10 protein-coding genes are annotated in these 12,825 nt (G+C 70.1%); 8 read left to right on the plus strand and 2 right to left on the minus strand.

Annotated features, from left to right (window positions below; all coding sequences use genetic code 11):
* Positions 1 to 107 precede the first annotated feature (107 nt).
* From ACFWWR_RS25440 to ACFWWR_RS25460, 5 genes are all read left to right on the plus strand, one after another.
* Complete coding sequence (locus ACFWWR_RS25440) at positions 108 to 1,472, plus strand: phosphomannomutase/phosphoglucomutase (RefSeq protein ID WP_383858492.1); 1,365 nt, start codon at positions 108 to 110, stop codon at positions 1,470 to 1,472.
* Positions 1,473 to 1,615: 143 nt separating this feature from the next.
* Positions 1,616 to 1,786, plus strand: a complete 171-nt coding sequence (locus ACFWWR_RS25445) for a Trm112 family protein (RefSeq protein ID WP_020940431.1) — start codon at positions 1,616 to 1,618, stop codon at positions 1,784 to 1,786.
* 64 nt (positions 1,787 to 1,850) lie between these two features.
* On the plus strand, positions 1,851 to 2,978 hold the full coding sequence (locus ACFWWR_RS25450; RefSeq protein ID WP_383858489.1) for an SIS domain-containing protein: 1,128 nt from the start codon (positions 1,851 to 1,853) through the stop codon (positions 2,976 to 2,978).
* A gap of 64 nt (positions 2,979 to 3,042) precedes the next feature.
* A complete protein-coding gene (manA, locus tag ACFWWR_RS25455; RefSeq protein WP_383858486.1) occupies positions 3,043 to 4,194 on the plus strand; it encodes a mannose-6-phosphate isomerase, class I in 1,152 nt (383 codons plus the stop codon).
* A gap of 110 nt (positions 4,195 to 4,304) precedes the next feature.
* Positions 4,305 to 5,285, plus strand: coding sequence for a cation diffusion facilitator family transporter (locus tag ACFWWR_RS25460; RefSeq protein WP_383858483.1), 981 nt, complete (start codon positions 4,305 to 4,307; stop codon positions 5,283 to 5,285).
* Positions 5,286 to 5,401: 116 nt separating this feature from the next.
* Here ACFWWR_RS25460 and ACFWWR_RS25465 read toward each other — a convergent pair whose 3' ends face one another.
* Positions 5,402 to 7,498, minus strand: coding sequence for a fructose-specific PTS transporter subunit EIIC (locus tag ACFWWR_RS25465; RefSeq protein WP_384305453.1), 2,097 nt, complete (start codon positions 7,496 to 7,498; stop codon positions 5,402 to 5,404).
* Positions 7,499 to 7,965: 467 nt separating this feature from the next.
* Between ACFWWR_RS25465 and ahcY the strand changes: the two genes are divergently transcribed.
* Positions 7,966 to 9,423: an adenosylhomocysteinase gene (gene ahcY, locus ACFWWR_RS25470; protein WP_383858478.1), complete on the plus strand. Its 1,458-nt coding sequence runs from the start codon at positions 7,966 to 7,968 to the stop codon at positions 9,421 to 9,423.
* A gap of 156 nt (positions 9,424 to 9,579) precedes the next feature.
* Entirely contained in the window at positions 9,580 to 10,194 is a 615-nt protein-coding gene (locus tag ACFWWR_RS25475; protein WP_383858475.1) for a hypothetical protein, read from the plus strand.
* A gap of 81 nt (positions 10,195 to 10,275) precedes the next feature.
* Here the strand turns inward: ACFWWR_RS25475 and ACFWWR_RS25480 are convergent, their stop codons facing one another.
* Positions 10,276 to 11,355 (minus strand): RDD family protein, encoded by a 1,080-nt coding sequence (locus ACFWWR_RS25480; RefSeq protein WP_383858472.1) that lies wholly within the window; start codon positions 11,353 to 11,355, stop codon positions 10,276 to 10,278.
* 133 nt (positions 11,356 to 11,488) lie between these two features.
* Here ACFWWR_RS25480 and ACFWWR_RS25485 point away from each other — a divergent pair, with 133 nt between their 5' ends.
* On the plus strand, positions 11,489 to 12,496 hold the full coding sequence (locus ACFWWR_RS25485) for a stage II sporulation protein M (RefSeq protein ID WP_383858469.1): 1,008 nt from the start codon (positions 11,489 to 11,491) through the stop codon (positions 12,494 to 12,496).
* The last annotated feature ends 329 nt before the right edge of the window (positions 12,497 to 12,825 follow it).

Genomic DNA, 12,825 nt, shown 5'->3' on the forward strand with positions numbered 1-12,825 from the left:
TTTCTGACCTGAGGTTACGGCTCGGAGTCCAGTCGGCTACCGCACAGCTCCCCGTCGGTGGGTGCGAGTAGTTTGTGGTGACCAGAGGACTTTCAGAAGGGGTGGCCGTGGCCGCTGATCTCTCCCAGCTCGTGAAGGCGTACGACGTGCGGGGGGTCGTTCCGGACCAGTGGGACGAGCCGCTCGCCGAGCTCTTCGGGGCCGCGTTCGTCCAGGTGACCGGCGCGAGCGCGATCGTGACCGGGCACGACATGCGGCCCTCGTCGCCGGGACTGTCGGCCGCCTTCGCCCGCGGAGCCGCGGCCCGCGGTGTGCACGTCACCGAGATAGGCCTGTGCTCGACCGACCAGCTGTACTACGCCTCCGGCGCGCTGAACCTGCCGGGCGCCATGTTCACGGCCTCGCACAACCCTGCCCAGTACAACGGCATCAAGATGTGCCGCGCGGGCGCCGCCCCGGTCGGCCAGGACACCGGCCTCGCCGAGATCCGCGAACTCGTCGAGCGGTGGAGCGAGTCGGACGCCCCGGCCCCCGCGGCCACGACGGGCACGATCACCCAGCGGGACACGTTGACGGACTACGCGGCCCACCTCCGCTCCCTCGTCGACCTGACCTCCATCCGCCCCCTGAAGGTCGTCGTCGACGCGGGCAACGGCATGGGCGGCCACACCGTTCCGACGGTCTTCGAGGGCCTGCCCCTGGACCTCGTGCCCATGTACTTCGAGCTGGACGGCACCTTCCCCAACCACGAGGCCAACCCCCTCGACCCGGCCAACCTCGTGGACCTGCAAAAGCGCGTCCGCGAGGAGGGCGCCGACCTCGGCATCGCCTTCGACGGCGACGCCGACCGCTGCTTCGTCGTCGACGAGCAGGGCAACCCGGTCTCCCCGTCCGCGATCACGGCCCTGGTGGCCTCCCGCGAACTCGCCAGGCACGGCGGCAAGGGCATCGTCATCCACAACCTGATCACGTCCTGGTCGGTGCCCGAGGTCGTCAAGGAGAACGGCGGCACGCCGGTACGCACGCGCGTGGGCCACTCCTTCATCAAGGCCGAGATGGCCAGGACCGGCGCGATCTTCGGCGGCGAGCACTCCGCGCACTACTACTTCGCGGACTTCTGGAACGCCGACACGGGCATGCTCGCCGCCCTGCACGTCCTCGCCGCCCTCGGTGGCCAGGACGGCACCCTCTCCGCCCTCGTCGCCCAGTACGACCGCTACACCGGCTCCGGCGAGATCAACTCCACGGTCGACGACCAGGCCGGCCGCCTGACCGCCGTCAAGGCCGCGTACGAGAACCGGGAGGACGTCACGCTGGACGAACTCGACGGCCTCACCGTCACCGCCGCCGACTGGTGGTTCAACGTCCGCCCCTCCAACACGGAGCCCCTGCTGCGCCTGAACGCGGAAGCGAGGGACGAGGCGACGATGGCGAAGGTCCGGGACGAGGTCCTGGGCATCATCCGGGGCTGACATTCGGCCGGGGCGCCCCTGTGACTTGCGCAGCGGCACCCGGCCCGGCCGAACCCCACCGCCCCACCCTCACCGGCGGTACCCTGACCAGGCACATCCGCACAAGCAAGCGCACGCGACCTCGCCCCCGAAGGGAAAACCCCATGCCGCTCGAAGCCGGCCTCCTGGAGATCCTCGCCTGCCCGGCCTGTCACGCCCCCCTCAAGGAGCAGGACGCCGAGCTGATCTGCACCGGCCAGGACTGCGGCCTGGCGTACCCCGTCCGCGACGGCATCCCCGTCCTCCTCGTCGACGAGGCCCGCCGCCCCGCGTAAGCGACGACTTGGCGACCCGGAGACCCGCGAAACCGACGACCCGGCGACCGGAGGCTGCCCGCCCATGCTCGACGAATCGCTGCTCGACACCCCCGAGGCACTCTCGGAGGCCGACCACCGCGGCCTGCTCCGCGGCGCCGCCGAAGCAGGCGCCCGCGTCCGCACCGCCGCCCGCCATGCCGCCGAGGCCGGCGTGGGTGACCTCAAACCCGACGGCCGCCCCCGCGCAGTCCTCATCGCGGGCCCCGGTGCCGCCGCCACCCACGCCGCCGACCTCCTCGGCACGCTCGCCGGCGCCGGCAGTCCCGTCACCCGCCTGGCCCCTTCGGGCGTCGCCCCCGCCGCGGGCGCCATGCGCTGGGAACTGCCCGGCTGGGTCGGCTCCGTGGACCTGCTGCTGATCGCCACCCCCGACGGCAGCGAGCCGGGCCTGTCCCTGCTCGCCGAACAGGCCTACCGCCGCGGCTGCAGCGTCGTCGCCGTGGCCCCGTCCCACTCGCCGCTCGCCGAGGCGATCGACGGCGCCCACGGCCTCTTCGTACCGATGGCGACCGCCCCGTACGACCAGGACGAACCCCTCGCCGCGTCCGCCCCCGGCGTGCTGTGGGCGCTGCTCACCCCGCTGCTCGCGCTCCTGGACCGCACCGGCCTGCTGACCGCCCCGCCCGAGGCCCTGGAGAAGGTCGCCGACCGCCTCGACGGGATCGCCGAGCGCTGCGGGCCCGCCATCGCGACCTACAGCAACCCGGCCAAGACCCTGGCCGCCGAGCTCGCCGACGCCCTCCCGGTCATCTGGACCGAGGGCACCTCCGCGGGCCCCGCAGGCCGCCGCTTCGCCGCCGCCCTCGCCGAACTCTCCGGCGCCCCGGCCGTCGTCGCCGAACTGCCCGAGGCACTCGCCGCGCACAGCGCCCTGCTCGCGGGCCGGCTCGCCGCGAGCGCCGACCCGAACGACTTCTTCCGCGACCGCGTCGACGAAGCGCCCGCCCTGCACGCGCGCGTGGTGCTGCTCCGCGACCGCCCGATCGGCGGCCTCACCGCCGCCCCCGGCGCCCGTGACCTGGCCCTCAGCCACGACACGCCGATCAGCGAACTGGAGCCGGATCCCGGTGGCGAACTGGAGACCCTCGCGGAACTGATCGCCGTCACGGATTTCGCCGCCGTTTACCTGGCGCTCGCCTCAAGGGCCTGATCTGGTCCCGCGCCCACCGACCAGAGCCCGCCCAGCAGCGTACGTACGGAGACAGAGACACAGCATGGACCGCCTCGACAACACCGTCCGCCCCTACGCCTGGGGTTCCACAACAGCGATCCCGAAGCTGCTCGGCACCGAGCCGACCGGCGAACCGCAGGCGGAGATGTGGATGGGAGCCCACCCCGGCGCCCCCTCGCGCACCGCACGCGGCACGCTCGTCGACGTCATCGAGGCCGCCCCGGAGCGGGAGCTGGGCGAGAAAGCCGTAGCCAAGTTCGGCCCCCGCCTGCCCTTCCTCCTGAAGATCCTCGCCGCCGGCGGCCCGCTCTCCCTCCAGGTGCACCCCGACCTCGCCCAGGCGAAGGAGGGTTACGAGGACGAGGAGCGCCGCAACATTCCCGTGGACGCCGGCCACCGCAACTACAAGGACGCCAACCACAAGCCCGAACTCATCTGCGCACTCACCGAGTTCGACGGCCTGTGCGGTTTCCGCGACCCGGCGCAGGCCGCCGACCTCCTCGACAGCCTCGGCGTCGACTCCCTCAAGCCGTACGTCGACCTCCTGCACGCCCAGCCGGAAGAGGCAGCCCTGCGCGAGGTCCTCACGGCGATCCTCACCGCCGATCCCGAGGAGATGGCCCGCACGGTCACCGAGGCCGCGGCCGCCTGCACCCGCCTCGGTGGCGACCACGCGCCCTACGCGGACATCGCCCACCACTACCCGGGCGACCCCGGCGTCATCGCCGCGATGCTCCTCAATCACGTCCGACTCCAGCCGGGCGAGGCCCTGTTCCTCGGCGCCGGCATCCCGCACGCCTACCTGAGCGGCCTCGGCGTCGAGATCATGGCCAACTCCGACAACGTCCTGCGCTGCGGCCTGACCCCCAAGCACGTCGACGTCCCCGAACTCCTGCGCATCGTCCGCTTCGAGGCCGGTGACCCGGGCGTGCTGCGCCCGGAGGCGTCCGCCGACGGCGAGGAGGTCTACGAGACCCCGATCGACGAGTTCCGGCTCTCCCGGTACGTCCTCCCCGAGGGCGGCACCGGCCACGATCTCACCCGCGCGACCCCGCAGATCCTGCTGTGCACGGCGGGCACGGTCCGCGCCGGGGACACCGAACTCGCCCCCGGCCGGTCCGTGTTCGTGCCGGCGGGAGAACAGACCGAGGTGTCCGGGACCGGCACGGTCTACCGGGCGACCGTCATCGTCTGAAGCGACCACTTGCCGCCCTGGCGCGCCGCCGTCGTGCCGGGCTGCAACAATGGCCCACCGCAAAGGACGGGCAAAGCCCGGGACGGCGTACGAAGGGACAACGCGAACACATGAGCGCGTCAGGCGGCACCAAGGCGATCGTGGCGGCACTCGCCGCCAACCTCGCGATCGCGGTAGCGAAGTTCGTGGCGTTCCTCTTCAGCGGATCGTCATCGATGCTCGCCGAGTCCGTGCACTCACTCGCGGACTCGGGCAACCAGGCCCTGCTGCTCGTCGGCGGCAAGAAGGCCCAGCGCGAGGCCACCCCGCAACACCCCTTCGGCTACGGCCGCGAGCGGTACATCTACGCCTTCCTCGTCTCGATCGTGCTCTTCTCGGTCGGCGGCATGTTCGCGATCTACGAGGGCTACGAGAAGATCAAGCACCCCCACGAGATCGAGCACTGGTACTGGCCGGTGGGTGTCCTCGTGTTCGCGATCATCGCGGAGACGTTCTCCTTCCGGACGGCCATCAAGGAGTCCAACCCCCTTCGCGCCGGTAGGTCGTGGAAGGACTTCGTCCGCCACGCCAAGGCCCCCGAACTGCCCGTCGTGCTCCTGGAGGATCTGGGCGCCCTGGTCGGTCTGATCCTGGCCCTGGTCGGCGTCAGCATCGCCCTGGCGACCGGCGACGGCGTCTGGGACGGCATCGGCACCCTCTGCATCGGCATCCTGCTCATCATCATCGCGCTCGTCCTGGCCGCCGAGACCAAGTCCCTGCTGCTCGGTGAGTCCGCCGGCGTCGAGGAGGTCCAGAAGATCGAGGCCGCCATCGTCGACGGTGACACCGTCACCGGCATCATCCACATGCGCACCCTCCACCTCGGCCCCGAGGAACTGCTGGTCGCCGCCAAGATCGCCGTACAGCACGACGACACGGCCACCGAGATCGCCACCGCCATCAACGCCGCCGAGTCCCGCATCCGCGCGGCCGTCCCGATCGCCCGCGTCATCTACCTCGAGCCGGACATCTACAGCGAGACCGAGGCCGCCAAGGGCGCCGACCGCGAGGCCACCCCCGGCGGCCCGACAGCTCAGGACGCCGGCCACTGATTTCGTACGTCCTTCCCGTACGTCATTCCCTTACGTCATTCGGCACGGCTGCCTGATACGGCTGTCACGCGCGGCAGCGGGGTCCACCGAGTCGCTCGGTGGACCCCGCCGTGCGTTTACCGGATCTCGGCGAGCACGCCGAGCACGGCAGCCTCATCCGCGGCCGCCGTCAGCCGCTCACGGAACCCGGCGTCCATCAACTTCCGCGACAGCAGCGCCAGAATCCGCAGATGCTCGTCGCCCGCGGCCGCTTCCGGCACGGCGATCATGAAGACCAGCTTCGCCTTCGTCCCGTCCAGGGAACCCCACTCGACCCCCTCGACGGACCGCGCGAATCCGACCACGGGTGCGCTCACCGCATCCGTCTTGGCATGTGGAATCGCGATCTCCTCGCCCAGCCCGGTCGTGCCCTGCTCCTCGCGCCGCAACGCCGTCCGCACCAGTTCGTCCCCGCCCGCCACCTTGCCGCTCCGCGCGAGCAGCCCCGCCATCTCCCGGATGGCGGCCTCCTTGTCACGCGCGTCGAGCGCAACCTTCACGGTCTGCTCGGTGAGGTAGCCGGAGAGGACCGGGCAACTGCCGTCGGGGTCGTCGTCGGCTTCGGCCGGCGTTGCCCCAGCGCTCCCCTCTGTCCCCGCGGCGGGAGCGCTCGCGCCCGTCGTCGCCGCCCCGGTCACGGCCTGCTGCGGTATGACGGCACCCGCGCCCACAAGCGCGGGCTCGGCCCCCAGTACATCTCCGCCGACGACCGGCGCCCCCCTCCGTTTCCGCTCGCTGATGTCGACCAGCGTGACCGTGGTCAGCGTGGTGACCAACGTGCCGATCACCACGGCCACGAAGAACATCGGCACGCCGCTCACCGCCCCGAGCACCGCGACGATCGGTCCGCCGTGCGGCACCGCGTCCTCAACGCCGGCGACCCCGGCGACCGCACCGGCCACCGCGCCGCCCAGCATGTTGGCCGGGATGACCTGCGCGGGCCGCGCCGCCGCGAACGGGATCGCACCCTCGGAGATGCCGAAGCAGCCCATGAACAGCGAGGCGAGGCCGGTCTCCCGCTCCTGCTCGGTGTACAGCCGCTTCCGTATCAGCGTGGCCAGGCCCTGTCCCAGCGGCATGACCGGGATCGCGGCCGCGCACATGCCCATGACCGTCTGGTTGCCGGTCGCTATGAGCCCGGCGCCGAAGAGGAACGCCGTCTTGTTGACCGGGCCGCCCATGTCGAAGGCGATCATGAGCCCGAGAATCGCGCCGAGCAGGATCGCGCTCGTGCCCGTCATCCCGCTGAGCCAGTCGGTCAGGTGCTCGAAGACCCACGAGATCGGCTTCCCGATGACGTAGATGAAGAACAGCCCGAGCGTCGTGGTCGCCACGATCGGGATCACGATGATCGGCATGATCGGCTGCACGAACTTCGGGACCCTGACCTTCTTGATCCACAGCACCAGATACCCGGCGAGGAACCCGGTCACGATCGCCCCGATGAAACCGGCGCCCGCCTTCGAGTCGTACAGCGACCCGGTGTTGGCGATCCAGCCACCGATCATGCCCGGCACGAGTGCGGGCCGGTCCCCGACGGCGTAGGCGATGTATCCGGACAGGATCGGCACCATCAGCGTGAAGCCGATGACGCCGATGTTGTTCACGTCCATCCAGAAGGAGTCCTTCGGGATGACGAGCCCTCCGGAGGGATCGGTGTGCCCGCCGAGCGACAGCGAGACGGCGATCAGCAGCCCACCGACCACCACGAACGGGATCATGTAACTGACCCCGTTCATCAGCGCCTTGTACGCGACGCTCCGCTCCTTGCCGCCTTCCCGGGAGGCAGGCCTGATCGCGCCACCCCCGGTGTGAACCGGCGCCGACAGCACCCGCTCGATCAGCCGCTCGGGATGGCGAATGCCCTCCGCCACGCCGACGGTGAGGACCCGCTTTCCCACGAAACGGCTCAGGTCCACATCCTTGTCCGCAGCGACGATGACGCCGTCCGCAGTACTGACATCGTTGTCATCCAGGACGTTTTCGGCCCCGATGGATCCCTGCGTCTCCACCTTCATGTCGATACCGCGGCTCTCGGCGGCCTGCGCGAGTTTCTCCGCCGCCATGTACGTGTGCGCGATGCCGGTCGGGCATGCGGTCACGGCGAGCAGCTTCAGCCGCCCGCGCTCGCCATCACCGCTGCCCGTGGGGGGAGGGCCGGCCGGAATGGTCACATCGATCTCCTAACGCCTTTGTCACGCGAAACGCCGTCCCGGGCGCCCCGCAGATCGATCAGAGGTCCCGATCTCCTGGCATCCTGCAACACCGGCCTCCAGGCTCAAAGGCGCGCGAGCACCCCTTGTCCTGGTCCGTTGCCTCCTGTCCTCCCGTTCGTGAGTGTCCTGTTATCGCCGCCCCGGCAGCCCATCACCGACGCCGACGACGATCGGGGATCGGCGCAATGTGTTCGGAGGCGGACTGGGGGCGGCCGGGCCCACCGTGTAGCTTGGGTGGGAGCCAGACGTCGCTGCTGATGGCGGTCGGGCGGTCCCACCGCGGACCGGCCGAGGGAGAGAGGGCCTCCGACGGACTGCGCTGCGCGCACGCGGGCATGCCTGTGTCCTCCTTCGGGGCACCCCTGTGTCCGCCGCCGCGCAGACCAGCCGTACCCACCTCGCCCCAATCCCGAGGAGCAGCTCGAATGACGACTGTCGAAAACCGACAGGACTTCAAGGTCGCCGACCTCTCCCTGGCCGAGTTCGGCCGCAAGGAGATCACCCTCGCCGAGCACGAGATGCCCGGCCTGATGGCGATCCGCAAGGAGTACGCCGGGGCGCAGCCCCTGGCCGGCGCCCGTGTCACCGGCTCCCTGCACATGACCGTCCAGACCGCGGTACTCATCGAGACCCTGGCCGCCCTGGGCGCCGAGGTCCGCTGGGCCTCCTGCAACATCTTCTCCACCCAGGACCACGCGGCCGCCGCCATCGCCGTCGGCCCGAACGGCACGCCCGACAACCCGCAGGGCATCCCCGTCTTCGCCTGGAAGGGCGAGACCCTGGAGGAGTACTGGTGGTGCACGGAGCAGGCGCTGACCTGGCCGAACACCCCGACCGGCGGCCCGAACATGATCCTGGACGACGGTGGTGACGCCACCATGCTCGTCCACAAGGGCGTCGAGTACGAGAAGGACGGCAAGGTCCCGGACATCGAGACCGCCGAGTCCGACGAGCACCGCGTGGTCCTCCAGCTGCTGACCCGCACGGTGGCTGAGAGTCCGCAGAAGTGGACTCAGGTCGCCTCCGAGATCCGCGGCGTGACCGAGGAGACCACGACCGGTGTCCACCGCCTGTACGAGATGCAGCGCGACGGCACCCTCCTGTTCCCGGCGATCAACGTCAACGACGCCGTCACCAAGTCGAAGTTCGACAACAAGTACGGCTGCCGCCACTCCCTGATCGACGGCATCAACCGCGCCACCGACGTCCTCATCGGCGGCAAGACCGCGGTCGTCTTCGGCTACGGCGACGTGGGCAAGGGCTGCGCGGAGTCCCTGCGCGGACAGGGCGCCCGCGTCATCGTCACCGAGATCGACCCGATCTGCGCCCTCCAGGCGGCGATGGACGGCTACCAGGTCACGACCCTCGACGAGGTCGTGGACAAGGCCGACATCTTCATCACCACGACCGGCAACAAGGACATCATCATGGCCTCGGACATGGCCAAGATGAAGCACCAGGCGATCATCGGCAACATCGGCCACTTCGACAACGAGATCGACATGGCCGGCCTCGCCAAGATCCCCGGCATCGTCAAGGACGAGGTCAAGCCGCAGGTTCACACCTGGAAGTTCCCCGACGGCAAGGTGCTCATCGTCCTCTCCGAGGGCCGCCTGCTGAACCTGGGCAACGCCACCGGCCACCCGTCGTTCGTGATGTCCAACTCCTTCGCGGACCAGACCCTGGCCCAGATCGAGCTGTTCACCAAGCCCGACGAGTACCCGACCGGCGTCTACGTGCTGCCCAAGCACCTCGACGAGAAGGTCGCCCGCCTCCACCTGGACGCGCTCGGCGTGAAGCTGACCCAGCTGCGCCCCGAGCAGGCCGCGTACATCGGCGTCGAGGTCGACGGCCCGTTCAAGTCGGACCACTACCGCTACTGAGCCCGTACCTCGGCTCGCGGCGAGCACGTCCGTGCAATGACGCGCTCCCGCAACAGCAGGTCCTCAGAGGCAGGCCCCCGCACCCCCGTGCCGGGGGCCTGCCCCTTTGGCCGCCGAGGCCGGACCAGCCCGTCAAGCCCCACGACCAGGAACCCCATGCCCCGCGGCCGCTATTCGCTCCACGATCCGCACGATCACACCCCCCTCGCAGAAGAGCACTTCCACTGCGCCCCCGGCCCCTCCGGCTGGCGCTACGTCTCCCAACTGACCACCCCCTCGGGCGATCACAGCGGCTCCGTCGACCTCACCCTCGACGAACTCGGCCGCCCCATCCGCCTGGAACTGCATGCCGCGAGCTGGCAGGTCCGCGGTGCCGCCCTCGACGGCGTCACCTGGGTCCGCACGGACCCCACCGGAACCCATGCGACCGAAGGCAACGTCGCCGCCCACGCCTTCACCGGCACATCCCCCGCATTCCTCGTCGCCACCACCCGTCTGCTCCGCCTCACCCCTTCCACCACAGCAACGCGCGTACGCCTCGTCGCCTTCACGGACCCGGTCCTCGCACCGCGCACCGTGGACCAGTCCTGGACCTTGCTGAAAAGAGAAGCACACCGCACTGACAACGGCCCCCTGACCGTGGACGAATACCAGGTCACAGCCCTGGACACGGGGGAGCAGCACACCGTTCACATCGCCGGCGACGTGGTGCTCGCGGCACCCGGAATCGAGCTGGAGGACCTGGAGTCCCCGCCGTCGACATCGCTTTGAGCCAGGACGCCGGCCCCGCAGGTCGAGACCGTGAGCTTCACGAGCGAAGCGAACACTCTCAACCGCTGCTCTCTCCCCCCGTCAGGCAGGCGGTACGAAGCCGGTGCCGGGACGATCGGCAGCCGGCGTCTGCTGCGGCGGCTCGGGAGGCAGCGGCGTCTGCACCGGCATCTCGGGCCCGCCGCCGGTCCGAGTGCTCGGCGTAGGAGCCACGGTCTCCCCGCCCCCTGCCGGAGCGGTCCACGCGCTGTGCCCGGTGGGCTGAGCAGCTGCAGCCGCGGGCTGCACCGCCGGAGGCCCGTACACGCCCGGCGCCGCAGCAACGTGTGGCGCACCGCCGAAACCTGGCCCACCACCGCCCGGCCAGCCACCCGCGTACCCAGCGCCGACAGGCGCCCCGCCCGTCCCCGCACCAGCGCCGAAGGCCCGCCGAACCTCCCGAGCCTGCCGTTCCTGCACCACCGCCGCCAGAAACGCGGCCGGCGGGACGCCCTGCGGCGCCGGAGATCCCGTACGAGCCGTGAGATCAGCGGCGAGCCGCTCCGCCATGGCCCAACCGACCTGCGGATCCAACTGCTGCATCCGCGTCAGATACTGGCGGATCGCAAGCCACAAGCCGTCCGGGACCGCCGACAGATCAAGCGCAGAGAAACGCCCGGCCAGCCAGGGCGGAGGCGGAGGCACGAAACCAGTCCGCGCGGCCGGCACCCGTTCCCGTACGACCAGCGTTCCGGCGAACACGTCACCGAGCCGACGCCCTCGCGCCGAGACGAGGGAAGCGATGCAGGCGACGACTCCGAACGTCAGCAAAATCTCGACCGCGCCGATCGCCCCTCGCACCAGCGCATGCCGGAACCGGATCGGCCCGCCGTCGTCCCGCACCACCCGCAGCCCGCACGCCAGCTTCCCTAGCGAACGTCCATGGCTGAGCGTCTCGACCGCGATCGGCGCCCCCACCAGCACGAGAAGGAACGCCGCGATCGACAACGCGACCTTCGCCGCCTCGTCGAGGGAAGCGGTGGCGGCAACCAGAGCGATGGTCACGACGACATAGGCGGTCACGGCTACAGCCAGATCGATCAGTACGGCCAACCCTCTGCTGGGCAGCTTCGCGGGGCGCAACTCAAGCGCCACCGCCTCGCCCGTCACCAGATCACTCACGTCTGTCCGCCGTCCTTCCCCTGGCCTGCCCCGAGAACCGCCAGTCTGCCAAGCTGAGGGCGCGGCGCGCCGCAGTACGACAAGCTGACCCCACGACGAACCGCCGACGATCAGCCGAGGAGCAGGCAGACCGATGGACCTCGACGTCTTCGTCACCGCCCACCGGGCCGAATGGGACCGCCTCGACGCGCTGCTCCGGCGGCAGCGCCGCCTCACGGGCGCCGAGGCCGACGAACTCGTCGCCCTCTACCAGCGCACCGCCACCCACCTGTCCCTGATCCAGTCCAGCGCCCCCGACCCGCAACTGACCGGCCGGCTCAGTCAGCTGGTGGCACGCGCGCGTAGCGCCGTCACAGGCACCCGCCGCGCCTCTTTGCGCGACGTCACCCGCTTCCTGGCCCACGGCTTCCCTGCCGCGGTCTACAAGTCGCGCCACTGGTGGGTACCCACAGCGCTCCTGTCGACGGTCGTGGCGGCTCTCCTGGGCTGGTGGATCGGCACGCACCCGGAAGTACAGGCATCCATCGCCGCCCCGACCGAACTGCGCGAGCTCACCCGCCCCGGCGGCCAGTACGAGACGTACTACTCGAGCCACCCCGCAGCCTCCTTCGCAGCCCAGGTCTGGACGAACAACGCCCAGGCCGCAGCCATGTGCCTGGTCCTGGGCGTCTTCCTGGGACTCCCGGTCCTCTGGATCCTCTTCCAGAACATGCTCAACCTCGGCGTCGGGTTCGGCCTGATGTCCTCGGCCGGGCGCCTCGACACCTTCCTCGGCCTCGTCCTTCCGCACGGCCTGCTCGAACTGACCGCCGTCTTCGTCGCGGCCGGCACAGGGCTGCGCCTCGGCTGGACGGTGATCGACCCGGGCCCGCGCTCCCGGCGCTCGGCTCTGGCAGAGGAGGGCCGAGCCGCCGTAGGCATGGCGATAGGCCTGGCGCTGGTCCTCTTCGTGTCCGGCGCCATCGAAGGCTTCGTCACCCCTTCAGGCCTGCCCACCTGGGCACGCATCGGCATCGGCATCGCAGCCGAACTGGCCTTCCTGGCGTACGTCTACGTCCTGGGCGCCCGAGCGGTACGCGCCGGAGACACCGGCGATGTCGAGGCAGCCGAGCGCAGCGCCACAGTTCCGACGGCCGCCTGATGTGCGTGCGCCTCCGCTGAGCTGCTACTGTCTCCTTCGCCCCGGAAGAGCCGTTGACACGGAGCTGGCGGGGAGGTAGATTTAAACAGTTGTCTGGAGCCCGGTACCAATCTGGCTCGGCAACCGTGCGTGTCTGTCTGCTTCTAGAAATCTGCATTTCAAAGAAGCTTCTTCCCGATGAATCGGAAACGACGGCCGGTCAGACCGGCTCAAAAGTTCTGATAATGTTGGGACCGCCGGAAAGGGAAACGCGGAAGCGGGAACCTGGAAAGCACCGAGGAAATCGGATCGGAAAAGGATCTGATAGAGTCGGAAACGCAAGACCGAAG

Origin of the sequence: Streptomyces sp. NPDC058678 (genome assembly GCF_042714835.1) — a bacterium.
Taxonomy (GTDB): Bacteria; Actinomycetota; Actinomycetes; order Streptomycetales; family Streptomycetaceae; genus Streptomyces.

Bases quoted from the DNA above. Each gene is read 5' to 3' on its own strand.
- ACFWWR_RS25460 (WP_383858483.1), top strand. From the start codon at position 4,305: ATGAGCGCGTCAGGCGGCACCAAGGCGATCGTGGCGGCACTCGCCGCC.
- ACFWWR_RS25445 (WP_020940431.1), top strand. From the start codon at position 1,616: ATGCCGCTCGAAGCCGGCCTCCTGGAGATCCTCGCCTGCCCGGCCTGT.
- manA (WP_383858486.1), top strand. From the start codon at position 3,043: ATGGACCGCCTCGACAACACCGTCCGCCCCTACGCCTGGGGTTCCACA.
- ACFWWR_RS25450 (WP_383858489.1), top strand. From the start codon at position 1,851: ATGCTCGACGAATCGCTGCTCGACACCCCCGAGGCACTCTCGGAGGCC.
- ACFWWR_RS25485 (WP_383858469.1), top strand. From the start codon at position 11,489: ATGGACCTCGACGTCTTCGTCACCGCCCACCGGGCCGAATGGGACCGC.
- ahcY (WP_383858478.1), top strand. From the start codon at position 7,966: ATGACGACTGTCGAAAACCGACAGGACTTCAAGGTCGCCGACCTCTCC.
- ACFWWR_RS25475 (WP_383858475.1), top strand. From the start codon at position 9,580: ATGCCCCGCGGCCGCTATTCGCTCCACGATCCGCACGATCACACCCCC.